Origin of the sequence: Pseudomonas izuensis, from assembly GCF_009861505.1 — a bacterium.
Classification (GTDB): Bacteria; Pseudomonadota; Gammaproteobacteria; order Pseudomonadales; family Pseudomonadaceae; genus Aquipseudomonas; species Aquipseudomonas izuensis.
In genome coordinates, this window is sequence record NZ_WTFT01000012.1 from 118,525 (window position 1) to 139,592 (window position 21,068).

At 57.3% G+C, this 21,068-nt stretch carries 17 protein-coding genes; 11 read left to right on the forward strand and 6 right to left on the reverse strand.

Features of this window, described 5'->3' with window-relative positions:
* Positions 1-82 precede the first annotated feature (82 nt).
* Positions 83-1,375, forward strand: a complete 1,293-nt coding sequence (locus GPL81_RS12665; RefSeq protein ID WP_160106984.1) for an MFS transporter — start codon at positions 83-85, stop codon at positions 1,373-1,375.
* A gap of 21 nt (positions 1,376-1,396) precedes the next feature.
* Entirely contained in the window at positions 1,397-2,374 is a 978-nt protein-coding gene (locus tag GPL81_RS12670; protein ID WP_160106985.1) for an NAD(P)-dependent oxidoreductase, read from the forward strand.
* A 145-nt stretch (positions 2,375-2,519) separates the two neighbouring features.
* Here GPL81_RS12670 and GPL81_RS12675 read toward each other — a convergent pair whose 3' ends face one another.
* Complete coding sequence (locus tag GPL81_RS12675) at positions 2,520-3,707, reverse strand: pyridoxal phosphate-dependent aminotransferase (protein WP_160106986.1); 1,188 nt, start codon at positions 3,705-3,707, stop codon at positions 2,520-2,522.
* A gap of 466 nt (positions 3,708-4,173) precedes the next feature.
* Between GPL81_RS12675 and GPL81_RS12680 the strand changes: the two genes are divergently transcribed.
* The gene (locus tag GPL81_RS12680) at positions 4,174-4,458 is read left to right on the forward strand and encodes a helix-turn-helix transcriptional regulator (RefSeq protein ID WP_160106987.1); all 285 of its coding nucleotides are present in this window, start codon (positions 4,174-4,176) and stop codon (positions 4,456-4,458) included.
* 52 nt (positions 4,459-4,510) lie between these two features.
* Positions 4,511-5,248: a response regulator gene (locus GPL81_RS12685; protein ID WP_160106988.1), complete on the forward strand. Its 738-nt coding sequence runs from the start codon at positions 4,511-4,513 to the stop codon at positions 5,246-5,248.
* 90 nt (positions 5,249-5,338) lie between these two features.
* Here GPL81_RS12685 and GPL81_RS12690 read toward each other — a convergent pair whose 3' ends face one another.
* Both GPL81_RS12690 and GPL81_RS12695 read right to left on the reverse strand, forming a co-directional pair.
* On the reverse strand, positions 5,339-6,196 hold the full coding sequence (locus GPL81_RS12690; protein ID WP_160106989.1) for an RHS repeat-associated core domain-containing protein: 858 nt from the start codon (positions 6,194-6,196) through the stop codon (positions 5,339-5,341).
* The gene (locus tag GPL81_RS12695) at positions 6,196-6,954 is read right to left on the reverse strand and encodes a hypothetical protein (protein WP_160106990.1); all 759 of its coding nucleotides are present in this window, start codon (positions 6,952-6,954) and stop codon (positions 6,196-6,198) included. Before GPL81_RS12695 ends, GPL81_RS12690 begins: the two co-directional genes overlap by 1 nt.
* Between GPL81_RS12695 and GPL81_RS12700 the strand changes: the two genes are divergently transcribed.
* The 5 genes from GPL81_RS12700 (at position 6,941) to GPL81_RS12720 (ending at position 13,178) form a co-directional block, all read left to right on the forward strand.
* Entirely contained in the window at positions 6,941-7,840 is a 900-nt protein-coding gene (locus tag GPL81_RS12700) for a hypothetical protein (protein ID WP_160106991.1), read from the forward strand. The genes GPL81_RS12695 and GPL81_RS12700 overlap by 14 nt on opposite strands.
* 238 nt (positions 7,841-8,078) lie before the next feature.
* Positions 8,079-8,633, forward strand: coding sequence for a fimbrial protein (locus GPL81_RS12705; RefSeq protein ID WP_160106992.1), 555 nt, complete (start codon positions 8,079-8,081; stop codon positions 8,631-8,633).
* 87 nt (positions 8,634-8,720) lie between these two features.
* Entirely contained in the window at positions 8,721-9,476 is a 756-nt protein-coding gene (locus GPL81_RS12710; RefSeq protein WP_160106993.1) for a fimbrial biogenesis chaperone, read from the forward strand.
* A 27-nt stretch (positions 9,477-9,503) separates the two neighbouring features.
* Complete coding sequence (locus tag GPL81_RS12715; RefSeq protein WP_160106994.1) at positions 9,504-12,017, forward strand: fimbria/pilus outer membrane usher protein; 2,514 nt, start codon at positions 9,504-9,506, stop codon at positions 12,015-12,017.
* A 66-nt stretch (positions 12,018-12,083) separates the two neighbouring features.
* A complete protein-coding gene (locus GPL81_RS12720; RefSeq protein WP_160106995.1) occupies positions 12,084-13,178 on the forward strand; it encodes a fimbrial protein in 1,095 nt (364 codons plus the stop codon).
* Between the two features lie 134 nt (positions 13,179-13,312).
* Here GPL81_RS12720 and GPL81_RS12725 read toward each other — a convergent pair whose 3' ends face one another.
* The 3 genes from GPL81_RS12725 to GPL81_RS12735 all read right to left on the reverse strand — a co-directional run bounded on the left by GPL81_RS12725 (position 13,313) and on the right by GPL81_RS12735 (position 19,398).
* Positions 13,313-14,758 (reverse strand): hypothetical protein, encoded by a 1,446-nt coding sequence (locus GPL81_RS12725; protein ID WP_160106996.1) that lies wholly within the window; start codon positions 14,756-14,758, stop codon positions 13,313-13,315.
* A gap of 204 nt (positions 14,759-14,962) precedes the next feature.
* Positions 14,963-17,152, reverse strand: a complete 2,190-nt coding sequence (locus GPL81_RS12730) for an autotransporter outer membrane beta-barrel domain-containing protein (protein WP_160106997.1) — start codon at positions 17,150-17,152, stop codon at positions 14,963-14,965.
* A gap of 248 nt (positions 17,153-17,400) precedes the next feature.
* On the reverse strand, positions 17,401-19,398 hold the full coding sequence (locus tag GPL81_RS12735) for a hypothetical protein (RefSeq protein ID WP_160106998.1): 1,998 nt from the start codon (positions 19,396-19,398) through the stop codon (positions 17,401-17,403).
* A gap of 321 nt (positions 19,399-19,719) precedes the next feature.
* On the opposite strand from GPL81_RS12735, the gene GPL81_RS12740 reads away from it, so the two are divergent.
* A complete protein-coding gene (locus tag GPL81_RS12740; protein WP_160106999.1) occupies positions 19,720-20,256 on the forward strand; it encodes a hypothetical protein in 537 nt (178 codons plus the stop codon).
* 407 nt (positions 20,257-20,663) lie between these two features.
* Positions 20,664-21,020 carry a DUF6124 family protein gene (locus GPL81_RS12745; RefSeq protein WP_160107000.1) on the forward strand — a complete coding sequence of 119 codons (357 nt, stop codon included), beginning with the start codon at positions 20,664-20,666 and terminating at the stop codon, positions 21,018-21,020.
* Positions 21,021-21,068 lie beyond the last annotated feature (48 nt).

Sequence of the window (21,068 nt, forward strand, 5' to 3'; positions counted from 1 at the left end):
CGCGATGAGGCCGGAACTGTCACTGAAGATCTAAAAACCGTTACCTGCTGCGACAAAAACAACAAGCTCAGGAGCACCACTGATGAAAACCGCAACCCTCGCCACCCGCCGCTGGTGGTACATCATGCCCATCGTGTTCATCACCTACAGCCTGGCGTACCTGGACCGCGCCAACTACGGCTTCGCCGCCGCCTCGGGCATGGCCGCCGACCTGATGATCACCCCGGGCCTGTCTTCGATGCTCGGCGCACTGTTCTTCCTCGGTTACTTTTTCTTCCAGGTACCCGGCGCGATCTACGCGCAAAAGCACAGCGTGAAGAAGCTGATTTTCGTCAGCCTGATTCTGTGGGGCAGCCTGGCGACCCTGACCGGGATCGTCTCCAACGCCTGGTGGCTGATCGTCATCCGCTTCATGCTCGGCGTGGTCGAGGCCGCGGTGATGCCGGCGATGCTGATCTACCTGTGCCACTGGTTTACCCGCGCCGAACGCTCCCGGGCCAACACTTTCCTGATCCTCGGCAACCCGGTGACGATGTTGTGGATGTCGGTGGTCTCGGGTTATCTGGTGCAGCATTACAGCTGGCGATGGATGTTCATCATCGAAGGCTTGCCGGCAGTGCTCTGGGCGTTTATCTGGTGGAAGCTGGCGGATGATCGTCCATCGCAAGCCAAGTGGCTCAGCGAACCGGAAAAGCAGGATCTGGAAAGCGCCCTCGCCGCCGAGCAGGTTGGTATCAAAGCGGTGAAGAATTATGCGGAAGCTTTCCGCTCGCCAAAAGTGATCCTGCTAGCCTTGCAGTTTTTCTGCTGGAGCATTGGCGTCTATGGCTTCGTGCTGTGGCTGCCATCGATTCTCAAGGCCGGCGCGCAGATGGACATGATCCAGGCCGGCTGGCTTTCGGCGCTGCCATACCTGGCGGCGGTGATTGGCATGCTGGTGGTGTCCTGGGGGTCGGACAAATTGCAGAAGCGCAAACGCTTCGTCTGGCCGCCGCTGTTGATCGCCTCGATTGCCTTCTACGGTTCCTACGCTCTGGGCGCCGAACACTTCTGGTGGTCCTACACCTTGTTGGTGATTGCTGGCGCCTGCATGTATGCGCCCTACGGGCCGTTCTTCGCGATCATCCCGGAAATCCTTCCGGCCAATGTCGCCGGTGGCGCCATGGCCCTCATCAACAGCATGGGCGCTCTCGGTTCTTTCGGCGGTTCTTATCTGGTCGGTTACCTGAACAGCTCCACCGGCTCTCCCGGCGCTTCGTACCTGCTGATGAGCGGTGCGTTGATGCTCTCGGTGGTGCTGACGATTTGCCTCAAGCCCGGCGCCAGTGACCGGGAGCGGCCCCCGGTTGCCGTGAGCCGTCCCGCCCATTCCTGAATTGAAGTAGAGAAACTCATGATGAAAAAGCACGTTGTGCTGTACAAAAAACTCTCGCCAGCGCTGATGGCCAGGCTTCATGAACACGCTGAAGTCACCCTGATCGACAGCCTCGATGCCGAAGGCCTGGCCCGATTGCGCGCCGCCCTGCCCCGCGCTCATGGCTTGCTCGGTGCCAGCCTGAAACTGGATGCCGAATTACTGGACCTGGCGCCGAACCTGGAAGCCATTGCCAGCGTCTCGGTGGGCGTCGACAACTACGACATCGACTACCTCACCGAACGGCGCATCCTGCTAACCAACACTCCGGACGTGCTCACCGAAACCACTGCCGACACCGGTTTCGCCCTGATCCTCGCCACCGCCCGGCGCGTGGTGGAACTGGCGAACATGGTGCGAAACGGCCAGTGGCAGCGCAACATCGGTCCGGCGCAATTCGGTAGCGATGTGCATGGCAAGACCCTCGGCATCATCGGCATGGGGCGCATTGGCGAAGCATTGGCTCAGCGCGGACATTTTGGTTTCGGTATGCCGGTGATCTACCACAGCCATTCGCCGAAACCGGCGGTGGAACAACGCTTCAATGCGCAGTATCGGAGCTTGCCGGAGTTGTTGCAGGAAGCGGATTTCGTTTGCCTGACCTTGCCATTGACGGCTGAAACCGAAGGATTGATTGGGGCGCAGCAGTTCGCACAGATGCGGCCCGAGACCATCTTCATCAATATTTCACGGGGGAAGGTGGTCGACGAAAAGGCACTGATCGAGGCGTTGCGTACGGGTCAGATTCGCGCCGCGGGGCTGGATGTGTTCGAGCGTGAGCCGCTTGATCCGGACTCGCCGTTGTTGCTGTTGGATAACGTGGTGGCGACGCCGCATATTGGGTCCGCGACCCATGAGACGCGGGAGGCGATGGCCAAGTGTGCGGTGGACAATCTGTTGGCGGCGCTGGCGGGTGAGCGGCCAAAAAATCTGGTGAATGTGCGGGCGTGGAAGGGTTAAGGCATCCGGCGTTTGCAGGTCAGTCTTCGCGAGCAGGCTCGCTCCCACAAAGGATCTTCAGTGGACACAAAATCTGTGTCCAACCCAGGTCCACTGTGGGAGCGAGCCTGCTCGCGAAGAGGCCGGCACAGACAAGACAAAACCATCAAGCCCGGCGAGCCTCCAAAAGCTCCATCGCACACAACGCAATCCGCCGACAGGCATCCGCCAGTTTCAGTTGATCCACTACCAACCCCAGGCGAATGTGCCCCGCCGCACTCGGCCCAAACGCTTCACCGGCCAACACCGACACCCCATACTCTTCCAGCAATCGTTCAGCAAAGTGCTGGGCAGACAACCCGGTCTGGCGCACATCGACCATCACGAACATGCCGCCGTCCGGGCGAATGGCGCGCAGGCCCGGGCACTGGTTCAGGCTGGCGCACACCAGATCGCGACGCTGACGATATTCCTCGCGCATCATCGCCACCTCCGGCAGATCCTCATCCAGCGCGAGCTGTGCCGCGTTCTGAATGAATTCGGGAATGCCGAACAACATACACATCGACAAATTCACCAGATGCTCGGCCATGGATTTGGGCCCGATCACCCAACCCACTCGCCAGCCGCTCATGGCGTGGGATTTGGACAGGCTGTTGATGGTCGCAGTGCGCTCGGCCATGCCCGGTAAACTCGCCGGACTGATGTGCTCGCCCTCGTAGAGCAGTTCGCTGTAGACCTCGTCGCTGATCAGCCACAGGTCGTGACGAATACACAACGTCGCCAGCTCCCGCCAGACATTCAGCGGCAAATTCGCACCTGAAGGATTGTTCGGACTGTTGAGCAGAATCGCCCGTGTTTTCTCAGTGATACGTACGGCGACGTCTGCCGGATCGACCCGAAAACCGTTCTCCGGGCGCACCGGCACCGCCACCACTTTTGCCCCACAGGCGCCAATGACGCCTTCATAGGTGACGTACATCGGTTCGGCGACAATCACTTCGTCGCCCGGATCGAGCAGGCATTGCGCCACCGAATACACCGCGCATTGCGCGCCGGGCATCACAATCACGTGGTCAGCGTCCACCACCTGGCCACTGCGTTGCTGGTGCCGCCGGGCAATGCTGTCGCGCAGGCCCTGGCTGCCGCGTATCGCCGGATAGTGAGTGTCTCCTGCCAGCAGGCTGGTGATGGCCGCCTCAACGATGGGCAATGGTGTATCGAAATCCGGATCGCCGATGGACAACAGCAATACATCGACACCCTGCTCGCGCAAATGCAGCGCTCGATCGTGAATCTGCCAGGCTGCGGCGCCGTCACCGGCAATTCGTTGGGTCAAGGCTGAGTAGCGCATGTCATTCTCCATTTCGCGCGGGTCCCTGGCTCAACCCTATCTCAATTCAAGGAACTCGCCAGCGGTGCTACTTAAATCGATGAACGGACATCATTGTGTTGCCCGAGGACGGACTCTGTTCAGGCGACTTTCTTACACGCCTTTATCACCGGTCCTCTCATATTCATGACAAGCAAAAAATATGTTTAATCAGGCTATTAGCGCACGCCCTCCAGGGCTAAAAAATACGGAGATTTATCCTACAAACCTGGTCGCATTGACTGACAGCACTTCTTTACACGTCTGATTAAAGTCCCGCACCTGTAATTTGTGACAGGTTCCAAGACGGATCAATCGCGCTATAAGGAAACCGTTCCTACAGCCCTGCTCAGGTGCCTGAAGGACGGTCGCGCGAACCACGCCATCATGAAGTAGGAAGATTCCGCCGCGCCCACGCCGTCAATGATGATGAATGGGAGATTCAGTCATGTATCGCTCCACAACCGCATCAGTTCAATCATCGCCAGCCCAGGTCAATCATCCGCCACAGGGGGATCAACCAGCCCAAGCGATTACGCTCACGGCCAGAGAAAAGGAGGTTTTGAAGTGGGGCCTGGCCGGCAAGTCATCCTGGGAAACTGCCCGAATCTGCGGCTGTACCGAAGCCGGAGTCAATTATCACTATTGCAACATCCGCCGAAAATTCGGCGTTAGATCGCGCTGGGTCGCCATGGTCAAGGCGCTGGAACAAGGTTTGATTCAGTCACCTTGAGCCAGGTCCTCATCAGCGGTCAGCGTCCCATTGACTGCCGTTGAGACTTTTAATGAATCTGGAACCAACGCCTCAATCCACACCGATTACTACCTCCTTCGACGATGCCTGTGACGATGCGCCCGCTTCGCTCAGGCACCGACCGAATGAGAGGTTGCGCATCATCCTCGCCGATGATCACCCCGTGGTATTGCGCGGAGTCGAAGTGGCCCTGCGCGATACGTTCTCGGTGGTCGCACAGGCGTCAGACGCCGCTCAGTTGATCAACTGCCTGCAACGTACTCCGTGCGACCTGTTGATCTGCGACTACTCGATGCCCTACGGCGACTTCCCCGATGGCCTGGCGTTGATGGGGTATCTGAAACGGCACTTTGGCCACATCCCGCTGATCGTGATGACCATGCTGCGCAATCCGTCGCTGCTGCAAGCCTTGCTCAACAATGGTGTACGCGGTTTGTTCGATAAACGCAGCGCCTTGAGTGAGTTGAAACGAGCGATACTGACCGTCACCAGAGGGCGTCGATACCTCTGTCCCACATTTACCCATATTTTGCAGGCCCAGGCTTTGCCAGCCAGTGATACCGACACAACGTCGGTGAACTTGTCCGAGCGAGAGCTGGAGGTGGTGCGGTTGTTTGTCCAGGGTTTATCCGGCCGACAGATTGCCGCGCAATTGAACCGCAGTGAAAAAACCATCAGCCGACAAAAACGCACCGCCATGGAAAAGTTGGGGCTTGGCCATGACGGTGGGTTGGTGGATTTTGCTCGGGTGAGTGGGTTGCAAAACTGAAAGTTCGATATTAAATCACTTGGTCGTAAGAACAAGCGTACCCAGCGAGATCATGGGTACGCTTCAACATTGCTGTGCCAGTTTTTGATGTTAATTGAATCGATCCCTTGGAGGATTACGCACGTCGAGTGCGGTTTTCTTCGGAGCACTATGGAACCCTCTTTGTGTGGGATCCACACCTCCCTTTGCCAGATAATCATTCCTCATAATCGACGACATTTTTTTAAACTGTTCTTTTGTGAGTTGCTTAGGCGGTGCCGGTTGTGCCTTGGGAGCTTTTGGCGTTTTAGATTTTGAGGACGCTACATCAACATTTGAAGCGGCACTGCGTCCGCCGCTAACTGATCTACTCGCTGAAGGTACTGCACTGGAGGTGCTGGATGAACCAAAGGATTGGGCTGATTGCCCACGAAGAGCAGGCGACGCAGTTAATGTTCTGCCAGTGCCCGTCAAAGTTGGCTGCTGGATCGCCGCGCTACTCGTCGGCGTAGTGACATCACTGCCTGTGTAAGTGACGAATCCCCTCTCCAAAAGCTCATCGCTGATATTTCCTGCTTGCGCTCCCTTTGATACCACTCGAGCAGTATCTGGCGAGCTGTCACTGGCCATCATTAGCACAGCAAACAATTTCGCCCATCTGGCATGTCCGCTATCGTCCTTAAACTTGACCGGATCTCCTGATACATACGCATACCTATTCAATCCGCCCTCCCCAAATGGACTCCAACGATCACCATCCGGACTCTGAAACCGCATCAACTGCGTATCAAACATCCGATATCCTTTGCCCAACATATAGTTGCCCGTCGGATTGTTACGCAGCTCGCCGTTATAACCCAGCCCCCTCTGTGTCGATGTATCGAACCCATACACTGTGTAAACACTTCCCTTGCTCCCAGCCTCGCTGACCTCCGACAACACACTATGTTTGTCGTCAGTGGCCAACATCAAGACTTTGGGCCAGCACCTGCCTGGCGCTCGACGAGCGGCACTCCATTTCCAAACACAAACGTACTCTGCTCATCGCCATCAATCCGGTTGGCCGGCTCGTCGCCGCGATAGAAGAGCTGTTCATTGCTACCGTCACCACTCACCTTCGACAAAACATCCTCAGCGGTATACCCGTAGGTCTTGGCAGATCCGCTGGCGACTGTGCTGACCGTTGCCAGTCGGCCGAGACCGTCATAGCCGAGTATGAACTCCCTGTCTTGCAGCAGATTGCCGTTATCGTCGTAATTCAATACCGCGTCGAAAGACTTGTAGTCGGTGTGAGAGTTGGTAATAGCCCCCAACTGGACCGGATCCTCCCGGTCATACAGGTACTTCGCCGTATTGCTCCCGCCTGCAAATACCGTCCTGCATTCTTCAATGTTGTCCAAAGCATCGAAGAAAAATCCCTGCTCCTTGATGACTTTTCCGGCTGGATCAACGGGCGATTTCGGCCCTGCACAGGTGTACCACTCCAGGCGTCCGCGCAATTCGTACTCGTAGTTCTCGTCACGCAATGTCGCCCCGCCTGCGTTTTTCCCGTCACTCAAGAGTCGCCTTTCCACCTGATCGAGACCGTTCCAGGTCTGACTCAGCCGCTGCGCCGCATTACCGAAATCAAATACCCGAAGCGTTTCACGCCCCTGCGGGTCGTATTCCAGGGTGGTCGTCAGGCTCAGTTGCGCCGACGTGTCCTCGGTATGAATGCGCTCCGTCAACCCGATTGCCTTCAGTGATCCGACGGGGCATGCAAGCACCAAGGTCATTCACGATCCGAAGTTCATTTATCCCACTGCCGGTGTCGCGGTCGCCCTGGGGATTTTCTTCAGTATCGTGACGTTCAACCCGGCCCCGTTGGCGCTGGCAATCGGGACCGTGGTCAGTGCGGCTGGTGCCAGTACCGCCACGGTCGTGGCCGTCCATGCTGGTGTTCTCTCCACTGCGGCAGCCATTACCACTGCGGCGAAAGTCGTGACCTGGGCGTCATTTGCTGCGGGCTTTGGTGTGGAAGGGGCAACGATGGCGGCCAAGGATGCGAAGACGCAGGAGACGATGTCTTGGGTTGGATTTGGGTTGAACTGGGTTATGTTGCCGAGTTTCAAGGCGATTAAAGCGCCTGTGCCGGGCCTATTATTTGAGGGCAGTATTAAAACGAGCAGATCATCTTCTATAGCCAGTACGTCCAGCTCTTCTAGTGGCTATGATGCTGATGTTTCCAGTCTTGGTAGTTCGCGTAGATCCAGCAGTTCCAGTAGTTCCAGTAGTTCCAGTACAGCGACCTCGGCTGACTCAGTTAGTGAAACACGGATAATGAGCGCAGCTCGCTCACGTACAACAAAACTCTTTGATATCGAAATGCAATGGGATGTTCTGCCTCCGGACTTCGGATTTGATCGCTTTCAGCCTGCATCAATACCTCCTCCCACTTCTTTACCAAAATCCATTGAAGCAGGCATAAATGCTTCAATAACCCAGAAGACCTACGTCCGAAACACTACAGAGTCAAGCGTACTTTCCGGCCAAGAGTACTTCAAAGGAAGACAGAACAGTCACAAACCCAAAGTCGTCCCACCAATGGCACCAATAAGGTATTTAAATCCGTAATCTTCAAATGCCAGGTAGTCCTAGAGTTGCCTGGCTTTTCTTTACTAATGCATGACACCAACGCCCGACCTCCTGATTATTGAGAGTTCTCTCATATCCCCCCTCCCCCCGCCTCCCTAATATCCGCCCGCCGAGACACCGCTTCACCCACTCACCCACTTTCAAACACTCAACAAGAGTGCCGCACCGGTGCGTCTCGACTCCATAACACCGGTCGGATCTACAAGGATATTCCAACATGAACAAATCCCTACTTGCCCTGACCCTCGGCCTGGCCGCCAGCCTGGCAGGCACTTCAGCGTTCGCCAACAGCGTCGGCCAGATCAACTTTACCGGCAACATCAACGCCAACACCTGCCCGATCGACGCCATCGACCCGGGCACCGGCGCCACCGGCCCGATCAACCTGGGCAGCGTGGCGGTTCCCGACTTCGGCGGCGTGGCCGATACCGAAGTGGGCGGGCGCGAGTTTGCGCTGCGCATCAAGGACGGCGCGGTCTGTGGCTTCACCGCCGGCGACACCGCCACCGTGCAGTTCGACAGTACCCACGGCAACGTCGGTACCGGCGGCAAGTACTACGGTATCCAGACCGGCGGCGCCGGCGGTGTGGCACTGGCGATCAAGGACAACGACGGCAAGCACATCGACAGCGGCACGCAATCCAAGCCCTACCCGCTCAACGCCACGGGCGAAACCCGCATGATTTTCAATGCGAAGTACCGTTCCATCGCTGCGACCGTCGTCCCGGGCCCGGTGATCGCCAACGTCAACTTCCTCGTCACCCTCCCGTAAGTCCCACCCCTTGAGCGCGGCACCTGCCTGCGCTCAAGGGGCTCGCGCAGCACCGCGCCAGCGCCCGCATCGCCCTGAGGTATTTTCATGTTCGGTTCGATCAAAACTTTCTGTCGTGACAGCGCGGCGCACTCCTGCGCCGTGGCCGCGCTGTTTCTGTTGATTCACGCGCCCGCCAGCCATGGCGCGTTGACGCTCAGCGCCACCCGCGTGGTGTTCGAGAGTGACAAGCGCAACGTCTCGCTGGTGGTCGCCAACCCAAGCGACAAGCCCTACGCCGTCCAGACCTGGGTCAACACCCATGCCGATGACACCACCACCGCCGTCCCCTTCATGGTTTCCCCGCCCTTGTTCCGGGTCAATCCCGGCAAGGAACAACAAGTGCAAATCAACGGCTTGCCCAATACGCTGCCGAGCGACCGCGAGTCGCTGTTTTACTTTAATGCCCAGGAAATCCCGCAAGTCGAAAGCGAGCAGAGCAATGTGCTGAACATCGCGATCCGCACGCGCATCAAACTGTTCTATCGCCCCAGCCAGTTGAAAGACAACCCCAATGTGCGCCTCAAGGACCTGCAATGGTCGCTGCAACACATCGACGGTCAACCCCGGCTGGTGGTGAACAATCCAACGCCATTTCACTACACCTTCCACCGCCTCGAAGTGCGTGGCAACGGTCAGTCCAGAACATTGGAAACACCGCCGATGGTCACGCCGCTCGATCGCCAGGTGTTCCCCCTGAACGGCCTCAAACCCGGGCCCGACCTGCAAGTGTCGTTTACCACGATCAATGACTACGGCGGCATCACACCGCTGATGAGCCAACCGATTCAGATCACCCGCTGATCGCCCATTGACCCCATAGCCAGGAAGATGACGATGATCCCTTTCCCGGGTCGTTGGCGCGTGCCCGCTCGCCAGCGTTTTGCCCAACTTTTTCTGATCGGTAGTGGCGGCGCCGCCCTTGTGGAGGCAGGACCGGTACTGGCGAATGCTTCGCTGAGCTTCCAGACCGGCTTCATGCACCAGGGTAGCGGCCAACCGGCCGATGCCGGGCGCCTTGCCTTGCAGGCGCTGGCCAACACCCAGGACCTGGGCCCGGGTCGCTACCGGGTAGAGGTCCGGGTCAATCAGGAATATCTGGGGCGACATGAACTCGACTTTACCTTGCAGGGTAATGACGACCTGTCTCCCTGCCTGACGCCCGAGTTGCTGGAGCAATTCGGGGTAAAGCTCGATGCCGTCGCTCAACCCGGGCAACTTAACGCCAGTTGCATCAACCTGGTGTCATTGATCGACGGTGCCCGAACCGACTTCGACGGTGGGCGCCTGCAATTGGCGTTGTCCATTCCGCAGATCGCCATGCGCCGCAACGTAGCGGGTCATGTCGACCCCGAGCGCTGGGACGACGGCATCAACGCGGCGTTCCTCAACTATCAGGTGGCGGCACAACAAGGCTCCACGCGTTACGGCGCCAACAACAGCCAGGACCTGTACCTGAATGCCGGTCTCAACCTCGGCCCCTGGCGATTAAGGACCAACCAGAGCGGACGCCAGGACAGTCGCGGCGAGCGTGAATGGACCCGTGCCTACACCTACGCGCAACGGGATTTGCCCGGCATGAACGCCAACCTGACGCTAGGCGAAGCCTTCACCGGCGGCGATGTATTCAAGAGCCTGCCGATCAAGGGCGCGCTGGTCAGTTCCGACGTCGGCATGCTGCCGGATGGGATGCAAGGCTATGCACCGATCATTCGCGGTGTGGCGCTGAGTCGCTCCAGGCTGGAGGTTCGGCAAAACGGTTATCCGATTTACTCCACCTTTGTCAGCGCCGGTCCCTATGTAATCGACGACTTGAATACGGGCGGCGGCAGCGGCGAACTGGAAGTGGTGCTGACCGAAGCCGATGGCCAGGTGCGCCGCTTCACCCAGCCCTATGCCTCGCTGGGCAATCTGCTGCGCGAAGGGACCTGGCGTTACAGCGCCGCCGTCGGTCATTACAACGCCGCCAGCCACATCGATGATCCGCTGCTGTGGCAAGGCACCCTGGCCATGGGCAGCGGCTGGGGCTCGACGTTTTATAGCGGCTTGATGGCCGGTGAGTACTACCGGGCCATGAACGTCGGCGTGGCCAGGGATCTGGGCAGCATTGGGGCTCTGGCGCTGGACGTTACCCGTTCCGAAGCCGATCTCGACACCCGGGATCTGGATTCAGTGCAGGGTATGAGTTACGCAGTCAAATACGGCAAGACGTTTGCCACGCGCACCAGTCTGCGTTTCGCCGGTTATCGCTACTCCACCGAAGGTTATCGCGACTTCGACGAAGCCGTGCGCCAGCGCAGCCAGGATTCGAGTTTTCGCGGCAGCCGGCGCAGCCGTCTGGAGGCGGCGGTTTATCAGAACCTGACGCCGCAAAGTGCCCTGACCCTGACGCTGTCGCAGGAAGACTTCTGGCGCAGCGACCATCAGCGTCGACAGTTTCAGTTCAACTTCAATACCCAGCACCGTGGCGTTGGCTACACCCTGTTCGCCAGCCAGTCGTTGAGTGACCGCAATGAACGCAGCGATCGCCAGGTCGGCTTGAGTGTTTCCTTGCCCCTGGGTCTTGGCCACACCAACTCGGCAACCTTCGACGTGCAGAAAAACGGCAGCACGCTCAGCCAGCGCGCCAGCCTCAACGGCTCGCTTGATGACAACCGCTTCAACTACCGCGCCGCCCTGGCCAATGAAGACAACCGCCAGCAATCGGCGGAACTGTCGATGGGTTATCAAACGCCGTACGGCAACCTTGGGGCGGGCCTGAGCCAGGGCAACGACTACAGCAACCTGTCCGTGAATGCCACCGGCGCCGTTCTGCTGCACGACGATGGCATCGAACTGGGTCCGTATCTGGGGGAAACCGCTGGGCTGGTAGAGGTGCCGGGCATCAAGGATGTCGGTATCGCCAACGCACCGGGCGTTCGCACCAATGAACGCGGCTATGCGTTGGTGCCTTATCTGCGGCCCTATCGGGTCAATCAGGTCGAGCTGGAAACGGATCGATTGGGCCCTGACGTCGAAATCGACAATGGCGCCACCCAGGTCGTGCCCCGCCGCGGCGCGGTGGTCAAGAGCACATTCGCGGCGCGCTCGATCAACCGCCTGGTGATCAACGCGACATTCAACAGCCAGCCGCTGCCTTTCGGCGCGCAGGTCCGGGATGCCGAGGGTGCCGTGTTCGGCATCGTCGGGCAGGCCGGCCAGGTCATGCTCAGCGCTGATGATCGGGCGCAGACGCTTGAGGTTCGCTGGGGTGAGCAAACCGGTCAGCAGTGCCGACTGGACATCGACCCACAGCGCATGGAACTGGCTCAAGGTTATCGACTGCAGACCTCGACCTGCCGTTGAGACGAACTCATTCAAAGGGCGCCGACCTCCGGGTAACGGTGCCTCGTTTATTGAAGGAAAACACGCATGAAGTTATCTCTACGACAGGGGCTCAGCCTGGCGGCTTTGCTGGCTGGAACGCATCTGGCCTTGCCCGCCGTGGCGAACACCTGCTCCTGGGACGGCGGGATATCAGGGCCGATGGATTTCCAGGCTGACGTCGGCAACGTCTATGTGCCGCGTGATGCGAAAATCGGCAGCATCATCGGTGTCATCGACAAATTCGTGCAAACACCCAACCCTGGCAACCGCGGGATCACCTGCAGTAACGATGGCAGCGTCATCCTGAATTTCAACGCCATACCGACTGCCCCTTCGGATCGCCGGGTCCATGAGCCCATCGGCGGTGAAGATTCCAGCGGCAAGATTTTCATGACCAATATCCCCGGCGTGGGTGCCCGCATCACCCTGGAGTTCGGCTTCGACGGCATGGCGGATAACTCTTTCGTACCTATCGGAGGACGGTCCATCGTGCCGTTCGATGCGCAAATCAGTCGCACATTGCTTTCGCCGTTCGCCCTTTCGCGCTTGAGGAGCAAAGTGACGCTGGTGAAAACCGGGCCGATACCGCCCGGACCTCACATACTGAGCCGGCAGATTTTCGACGGCCACTTTTCGGATATCGGCAAGGGTTTCGCGTATGGCGTGAGAGGTACTGTAATCCAGGCGCAATGCGCGGTCGGCGCCAACCCGGTGAGTGTCGATCCGGTGCCGCTGGGCGACTGGGACGCCAAGGATTTCACTGCCCCTGGTTTCACCACGCCCGCGACGAGTTTCACCATCAGCCTGTCCAGTTGCGTGGCAGACCCCTTCGATGCCAACCGGGCCAATGCCCACATCCGCCTGGATGGCGCCAACGGATCAATACCGGAAGGCGATGGCAGCCAAGGCGTCTTCCACCTGAGCCCGGCATCGACCGCCGCCGGCATGGGGATCCAGATTTTACGCGGCGACGGCGTGTCCCCGGTGCCGTTGGGTACCGACGTTTCCTTCGGCGCCATCGAAGATGGAAAGGACAAGACGCTGGAGTTCAAGGCACGCTTCTATCAGATCAAAAACAGTGCCGACATCCGCCCCGGCAAGGCCGAAGGCGCCCTGAGCTTCACCATCACCTATCAATGAATGGCAATAGTCGCTGTTCCTCTGTAGGTGCGAGCTTGCTCGCGATGAACACAAGGGCGCCGCGTTTAATCAGGAAGCCCGCGTACCGCTGACTCCATCGCGAGCAAGCTCGCTCCTACAGTTGCTTGCTTACTTCAGGGTTTGAGCATCGGGGACAGTAGCGTAAAGGGAAACCAGGTGCCGCCGTTGTCGAAACTCACCTGCGTCTGCACCCGGAATCGCGCATCGTTTTTCAGGCCAAGCATAAATGCCTGAGTCACAGTCGCCGAGACGCCACTGATGATTTGCGCCTCGGTGACAGGCTTTGCATCGAGTATCGTTTGGGTTTTCGGCTGGTTGTCCGTGCCGGTGCCCATCACGGTGATGGTGATCAGGCATCGAGTGCTGATGTAGGGCCAGATTCGTTGGAAAATCGGCAGGCCTGCGGCGGGGATATTGCTTTTGTAAGCCGGGTCAGTATGTGGGGACGCGAGCTGGGCACCGACCAGCTTGGGAGGCGCAAACGCGCGTATCACCAGGGTCAATGGCCCGGATGATTCTGTAGAGTTATCGGGCAAATGAATGACGTAGGTCACCTGTAGGGTTTTATTCAGGTAAGCCCCGATGCTTTCCTTGGGAATTCTTACATCCCGTGTATCCCCATCGACCGGTACGGTGACTGACCCGACGGCGCCTGGTTCACCGAACTGCACCACGACCCGATCATCCTCGTAGTACACCGCCTCTGCGGGTATGCGTACGGTTGCCCCCGTCAGTGTTTTCTCCGGATTGAGTTCTCCCCAGCCCGACGGGCTATCCTCGATTTCCATGACCCAGGGATTTGGCAAATATCGTGGAGGCCGGATTGCAGCCACCAGCAATTCGACAGGATCGGATTCGGCACTCGTATTCAAGGCGCGGTCTGTAATCCGGTAAGTGACCTGCCGTTTTCCGTCGCCCCTGTCACGAATAAAGTCGCCGGTGAACTTCAGTATTATCGGGTCTAGATAGTTGAGGTGCGTCAGCGGCTCGGTGGAGATCTCGGCCGAACTGCCATCGGCGGGATTCTTCCATTTGGCAACTACCACATCGCCTGGTACTGCGGAGGTATAGGCAGGCACATTGGCCTTAACAACATCATTGTTTTCGACCAGATAATCGAAGCTGATGGTATCGGTGTCGAACTTGAGTTTACGGTCGGCACTCAGGATTGGAGGCTCAGTATCGACGGTCAATACGCGGATAGCCGATGGCTCGGTGAATCCGTTTCGCAACGTCAGCAAGTAGTCCACTTCATGGCGACCGTTAGTCAGCCGGGATGACGGCACATTGATGTAGTAATCGTCTGGTGCAATCGGAGCCGTCCATGTCTTGATATCGACAGAATCACCATCCCAACGCAGCTCCACGGTTTCTGGATCTTGCGGCGACGGATCCGTGTTTTCCCAAGGGTCGAATTCCATCTTCAACGTTTTGCCCTGGGTACTCACCGGCAGCAAACCTTCTTGCCCGCCCTCCACATCATCGAGCATTGCCAGAGCGAATGGCTTGGGGCGTATACGAAGCGCATTTTGATCACTGGCGCGCTTTGATCTGGACATCGAGGCCTCCTGGAAAGACGAGCAATAGACAGGGCGTCCAGCCTGCACACCCGAACTTGAACAGCCTTCATTAATGCCCAAATGCAAGCATCCGTATACTGTCAAAGATGACAGGTCAGACGGTCGGACCTGAAACGAAAAAAGAGCAGGCGCCTCGAATGCACCTGCTCTTTTTCGTCATGCGGCTAGCCCCGCAATTGCGCTTTACCAGATGTAGCGCATACCGATGTTGACCCCATACGGCTGTTCGATCTTCTCGCCGTTGCTGTACTCGAGATCCACATGAATGGATGTACTGTCGGTGGTTTTCATGGCAAACCCTGCACCCAGTTCGCCACGGGAACCCGATAGATTCGTGTTGAACACATTGTTGTTGACCTTGACATCGCTGTTAGTGGCGAACTCGTGCACGTACGCCGCTCGCAAATACGGCTGTACTTCATAGCCTTTACCCACGGTGAAGTTGCGCCCGACCGTTGTACCTGCCTTTGCGAGCAGTGAGTGAACGCGATCACCTTCGGCCGCCAGTCCGTTATCCAGATCGTAATCGGCCCCCTCGATGCTTAATCCGACGACTTGAGCGTTAAGCTCGACGAACCAGTCCTTGTCCAGCTTGATGTGCCGCCCTCCTTCCAAAGAAACCCCGACACCGTTGTTATCGTAATCACCCTTGGTCTTCTTGCCATCGCTGAGGCGCACGTCGGACGAGTTCTGGAAATGGTTGAACTTGATGACCGCATCAACGTAGTAACCGCTCTCATAGAGTTTGGTTGTGTAGGCACCGATGTGATAGCTCTCGACTTCGCCGCTGGTACCACGCCCCATGTCCAGATCGGATTCGCTGTAGCCGCCCGTAAAACCGAACAACCATTGCTCGGCTCCCAGCGTCGTGTCGGCACCGAACGACACACCTTGCTGGGTTTGTTTGTAGGCCAGCCCCGAACTCGCACTGACGTCGTGTTTGTTGCCATAGGTGCGAATCCAGCCACCGGCCTTGCCTTGGTCCATGCGAACTTCACCCATGCGGCTGCGCAAGGTGCTGAGTTCACCCAACATGACGGTCGGCCCCGCATTGGCCAGCGCCATGACCGACTGGGTGCCAGGGCTGATTGAACGGGTCGCCGTGTTCAGGAACCAGTCGTTGTCGCCTTGTTTGATGAGGTCGTAATCGTAGGCGCCCAGGCTCACGGCGCCACCCTGCAGCGCAAAAGTCGCGTCGCCGCCCCCTATGTGAATCACGGGGCGCGCCTCGGCGGCCACCGGCTCCGAGCCACTGCTGTCTAGCGCTACCAGATGATTGCCGGTGGCGGTTCCGGTCACTGTCAGCGTATCGATCTGGCCGGTGCTGAAGTTGTTGTGCATGTAAAAAGTACCGCCAGTGCCTGACAACTCGCCCACCGACAACTTGAAGAACTCGCCGGGATTGCCGAACTGCACACCGCCGCCATTGAGCGCAAGATTCTCGACATTGCCATCGCCAACCATCACCCAACGTGCAGCATTGTTGACGGTCAGGCCCTGTACATTTTCCAGGCGCCCGGTCAACGTGGCGGAGTTGTCCAGCTTCACATTAGCTGTGCTGCCAGACTCGACAAGGACATCGCCCACCAGATGGGTGTTGGCATCACTGAGGGAGAGATTCGCCGAGCCACTGTTTCTGATGTCCAGCAAAGCACCGTTGCCCGCAACCAGACTTGTACCGTTAGTCGCTGAAATGGCGGCGTTACCACCATTGACCAAAATGGCCGAACCATTCGTACCCTGAACCCGGGTACTGTCCAGATTCAGGGTGGTGCCGCCCGCCTGCCCCGCGTCTTCACGAAGCTCAATACCGTTTACCGTACCAGCGATTGTGCTGCCGGTAGCCGACGCCGTACCGTCGAACATTCGCAGCCCGACTCCGTTCGAGCCCGTGCCACGCAGCTTGCTGTTGACCAGGGTCAACGTGCTCTTGGCACCCACACTCGCACCGACGGCTGCACCACTGATCACACTGTTGTTGACTGTCGCGTTTGAACCGGTGCCGCTGGCAGTAAAGCCCAGCGACAGTCCCGTGGAGTTGCTGGTGATCGTGCTGTTGTTGATCTGAGCATCACTATTGATCAGTTGCAGCCCGATAGCCGATCCGGTTGCATTGACTGTCGTACCGGCATTGAGATTGACCTTGGAACCGCCTCTGGCCGTAATCTCCCGAGTGGTGGCGCCATTGGCGATGAGGGTGGCTGCGTTGGTAAGCGAATAGCTGTCCGGCCGGGTGTTTTGATCGATGTTTTCAACGATACCGTCGATCGGCCCGGCCACCGCTTGCTCCGCCATTAGTAACAGCGGCGCAAGACTGATGAACGTTACGGCTCGCGCCAATGGATTCAATTTGAATGCATTGCTTACCCACATATCCTGGTACACCCTTGATTGATTAATGATCGGTAGGCCAACTTCCTACAAACAAACAGGTCGGCACTTACAAAGGCGGCGAGACTACAGAGAGCCTTCTGCGGTTTATGTAGGACTAATCTTTTTTGCACTCAGAATTTGCTGGCATGTCGACAGAACGTAATCTGTGTCATGCATCGCGTTGATTCAGCCAGCGACAACACCCACAAAAAAAACTGCGAGTGTTGTCGCAAGATTGATCTACCGGATCAGGGGATCGGGCATCCACCATTGCCGACAAACATACCGAGCCAGGGCATCGCTGGTTTGGAAGTCACCGTTTTGCCCTTCAGGTCAAACGAATAAGTCACCACGGCAGTGGCATCGGAATGGGTGGGAGGGTTATAGGAAGGCGCGATGTAATCGGCGTACGGCTGAACCTTCCATTTGAAACCCGTTGCCGGAAAAGCGCCGGCTCCATCGGTGAGGGTGATGTCTTCTTCGAGTAACGTATCGACAATTGGCGTGCCGGGGGTTCCACGTCCCGGGAAAAGCTCCCATGACATACTCACCTTTTCACCCGGACTCAGCCATTTCGACAGATCAGGTACATCCACCACGATATGGTTGTCCGCTCCCTGAAGAGATGAACAGTTGAGCCACCTGCCAGCGATATGCGGGAAGGTCGGTTCATCGGGCGTGAGGACAATCGCGTCGTTTACGTTAACCAGGGTTTTTGGAGAGTCTTGCCAGTTGGGTGTGACTGAGGGATCGCCAATGCTGTAATACACTTCCTTGTCTGGCCCGTTATCGGTGGCGGCGATGTAAGACCAAGGGATGTTTCTTGTCACTTTGTCACCGGCTTGTTCTGTGGTGATCGTGTGATCTGCCTCGACAACATGTGTGCCCATCCAGATGAACTTCATTTTTTCATTCGCGTTGACCGGGTCATAGACCTCAAATTCGAACGGAACGTCCTTGTCAGCATCGGCCACGACTAATACGTTGTCGGCCGTGGAGCCTTTGACCACCCCGGGCTTGAGATTCGGGTTGGTCGGATCCGGAAAGTCAGGCCAAGGGTCCAGTGGTGTGCCAATTAGCGTGAAATTCACCTTGACGTCGTCCTGTTCCGGACCAAACAGCCGTCCGAGGCGGTCGACCGAATACTTGACCGTGATGGTTGTTTCGCCAACTCCCCCAGCTGCCTTATAAGCGGCCAGTAACGTTTGCGGCGGAACAACAATTTCAGCGTATCCGTTTTGTGCGAACTCCACCGGCAAGTCAATCCCACCCCACTGGGCGACGATCTTGTCGCCTGGCTTCCCTCCGGTGTACTTGAACTCGACGATTACGCGACTGGCGGCGGTTGCCAGATCAATGACGGCGCCCCCGGCTGCCGCCGGGACCACGGGTTTTTGCAAGGCCGTTGGCAGAGCGCCAAGGGTGACAGTGAACCGGGTAAAGGCTGAAAGATTGCTTCGATTGGTCGCCCTGTCGATCAGCACATACAGCAGGTAATAGATGCCATCTTCGAGGGCCTGGAGATAGGCTGCGGGAACGCGGACGAGTCCACTGGCCGGCACATCTTCGGGAGCCGTTACGGGATCGAGCGTCGAGGGATCGTCCGGCAACGGGTCCTTGACAAACCAGTAAACGAATTTGTCCTTGGGGGCCCTGTCTGTGTAATCCGGGATGACGCCCGATACGTTAGCCAGGTTGGAGTCGTCCAGTTCCTTTATGTTGAAGTTCATGGCCTTGGGTTCAGGGGGATTGGTCAGCTCATACGGGGCGGTGATATCGGTTGTGAACTGGACCAGCGGGCTCTGGGCGAGTTGTTGGTTATGCAGGAATACTTCATGTTTGAACGTATAAGTTCCGTTGGGCTGGATTCTATTCAACGGCAATGTGAAGTTCGGATCCCAGGCAGGTGCAAAAGGGTACGTTAGTACCTTCTTCTGGACTTCGACGAACGAGGCGTCGTCAGGATCAGTGACGCGCCCTGGGGCGACATGGAGCGTGAGTATCTGCTCGTCACCAGGGATGTCGCCCGTGTCTGCCCAAATTGGAATTGTCAGCGCCGCCGAGCTGGCGTTTTTGATAATGGGCCCATTCAGCAAATTGTCGGCCGAGTCGACGATGTTCCCGAAGGTCGCCACAGGCAAATCATCAGCGAGCTTTGCCGCACGGGCCAGATTGCGTTGGTTGCGCACTTTGCGATACGCATCACGCGCCGCTTTGGAGCTTTGATTGTTCTGCATGATGGTCATGTTCTTTGCTCTCCACAGATCAAGAATTGCCATGCGCAAAGCAATGGCTATGGAGGCTGTGCGGCGGTCCGAACACTGCGAGGGAAACCTGACATCGCTCCCTTCGATCTGCACCCCGGGGCCTTGGGCGGATTAGGCGCCAGAATTTCAAACTCCGATACTGTCAATGTTGACAGGTAACCGTGTCTTAATTGAATACCGCGACTAAAAAATCACAGGTTAAAAAAACCTCGACAACTAGCAGATCTGCTAGGTTTCGCACTCAGAGAATCCTGTTAGTGTTTTGTTCCATGCGATTTCAATAAATGACTGGAGCGAGACATGAACTATTCTAGGATGTTCACGGGTGGTGTGGCACTGGCACTGGGATGTGGTCTGCTGTTATCAAGCTATTTTTCTTTAGCTGAAACTAATACTTCTCCAACACCGAGCATTCAGGGGGAGATTGTGCTCAGTGAAATCGAAAGCAGTGGTCCAGACCCTGAGTTCTGTCATATTCCAGCAGTTGTAGGCAGGTATCCTTTTGGTGAGCAAGGGGGGTGTTATAAAAATGATAACGACTTGATCATGTTAAGAAATGTTCCGTCTGCACTGACCATCAGGATCCATGATGATCGGGGATGCAGGGACGGCGGTAAGGATTGGCGCATCGGGATTACTACCGTCAAGAACCCCACGACCACAGGCAACGGTGTAGGCAATACTTTAGATGACTTTGTTAAATTCGAGACTATCTGGAACACACCCGTAGGCAAGGTTATTGTTCCAGGAGTCATGAAAGCGGAAAGTTGGAGCTATAATGGAAATATGCCGGACTTCACCAACGGTGCAAGTTGCCTGGATGTGAAACGTGATTAGGCATTTCGTTCGGCATACCATTGCTAGCCTGCGTGTTCGCTCGTTCAACATAGCCGCAAAATTCATGTTTAACTGTGTTTAATTAGATTTCGTAAGAACTACAAGCCCTTGCGCCCTCGCCTACGCTTGCGCCAGAATCCGCCGGCTTGTGCAACTGGGGGCCGCTCGGTAACTTGATTCGCGTCACTGCTCATCAGTGATCGGGTTTAGCAGCCCGGTTGGATATTTAGAAAGTTGCACAAGCTCATCAGTCAGGCAGATCCATGCCTGCACTCGATGGTGGCTGTGCGCAGGGCGCCTTCGGGCGCGCCGGCTTTGCTAGATTCCCCGGTCTGCTAACCTGCGCACAGCTACCTCCCTCTCGTTTAGCAGCAAGAGGGCTGGCACCCAATGAGGGAATTTAGCTTATGTTCAAGGTCACACCGAATCCCCCGGACACCGATCCGACCTCCCCCTACGAACCCGACTCAAACAAACTCAACGACGCCGCCGAGCGCGCCCTCGATTTTCACTTCCCCTCCACGGCCGACATCAAGGCCACGCCGCGCACACCCAGCACGCTGTTCACCGTCGACCCCGAGGCCACGAGCGAAACCTTGATGGTGTATCTGGTGGAGACGCTGGCGTCGGTGGATGTGATGGTCCATCAGTTGGTGGATCATCTGGACGGTGGCTCGCGCAATGCGCTGTTGGGGATTTCCAACAGCGTGATGCTGGCGGAGATCACGGCGAATCGGGTGTTGGATCAGATTGATCCGCCCTGACACACCACGTGTTGTCAGGTGACTCATTGTGGCGAGGGGATTTAGCGA

What these genes read in the sequence shown, in the direction of transcription:
- GPL81_RS12665 (WP_160106984.1), top strand. Translation starts at nt 83, where the DNA reads ATGAAAACCGCAACCCTCGCCACCCGCCGCTGGTGGTACATCATGCCC.
- GPL81_RS12670 (WP_160106985.1), top strand. Translation starts at nt 1,397, where the DNA reads ATGAAAAAGCACGTTGTGCTGTACAAAAAACTCTCGCCAGCGCTGATG.
- GPL81_RS12675 (WP_160106986.1), bottom strand. Translation starts at nt 3,707, where the DNA reads ATGCGCTACTCAGCCTTGACCCAACGAATTGCCGGTGACGGCGCCGCA.
- GPL81_RS12680 (WP_160106987.1), top strand. Translation starts at nt 4,174, where the DNA reads ATGTATCGCTCCACAACCGCATCAGTTCAATCATCGCCAGCCCAGGTC.
- GPL81_RS12685 (WP_160106988.1), top strand. Translation starts at nt 4,511, where the DNA reads ATGAATCTGGAACCAACGCCTCAATCCACACCGATTACTACCTCCTTC.
- GPL81_RS12690 (WP_160106989.1), bottom strand. Translation starts at nt 6,196, where the DNA reads ATGTTGGCCACTGACGACAAACATAGTGTGTTGTCGGAGGTCAGCGAG.
- GPL81_RS12700 (WP_160106991.1), top strand. Translation starts at nt 6,941, where the DNA reads ATGCGCTCCGTCAACCCGATTGCCTTCAGTGATCCGACGGGGCATGCA.
- GPL81_RS12705 (WP_160106992.1), top strand. Translation starts at nt 8,079, where the DNA reads ATGAACAAATCCCTACTTGCCCTGACCCTCGGCCTGGCCGCCAGCCTG.
- GPL81_RS12710 (WP_160106993.1), top strand. Translation starts at nt 8,721, where the DNA reads ATGTTCGGTTCGATCAAAACTTTCTGTCGTGACAGCGCGGCGCACTCC.
- GPL81_RS12715 (WP_160106994.1), top strand. Translation starts at nt 9,504, where the DNA reads ATGACGATGATCCCTTTCCCGGGTCGTTGGCGCGTGCCCGCTCGCCAG.
- GPL81_RS12720 (WP_160106995.1), top strand. Translation starts at nt 12,084, where the DNA reads ATGAAGTTATCTCTACGACAGGGGCTCAGCCTGGCGGCTTTGCTGGCT.
- GPL81_RS12725 (WP_160106996.1), bottom strand. Translation starts at nt 14,758, where the DNA reads ATGTCCAGATCAAAGCGCGCCAGTGATCAAAATGCGCTTCGTATACGC.
- GPL81_RS12730 (WP_160106997.1), bottom strand. Translation starts at nt 17,152, where the DNA reads ATGTGGGTAAGCAATGCATTCAAATTGAATCCATTGGCGCGAGCCGTA.
- GPL81_RS12735 (WP_160106998.1), bottom strand. Translation starts at nt 19,398, where the DNA reads ATGACCATCATGCAGAACAATCAAAGCTCCAAAGCGGCGCGTGATGCG.
- GPL81_RS12740 (WP_160106999.1), top strand. Translation starts at nt 19,720, where the DNA reads ATGAACTATTCTAGGATGTTCACGGGTGGTGTGGCACTGGCACTGGGA.
- GPL81_RS12745 (WP_160107000.1), top strand. Translation starts at nt 20,664, where the DNA reads ATGTTCAAGGTCACACCGAATCCCCCGGACACCGATCCGACCTCCCCC.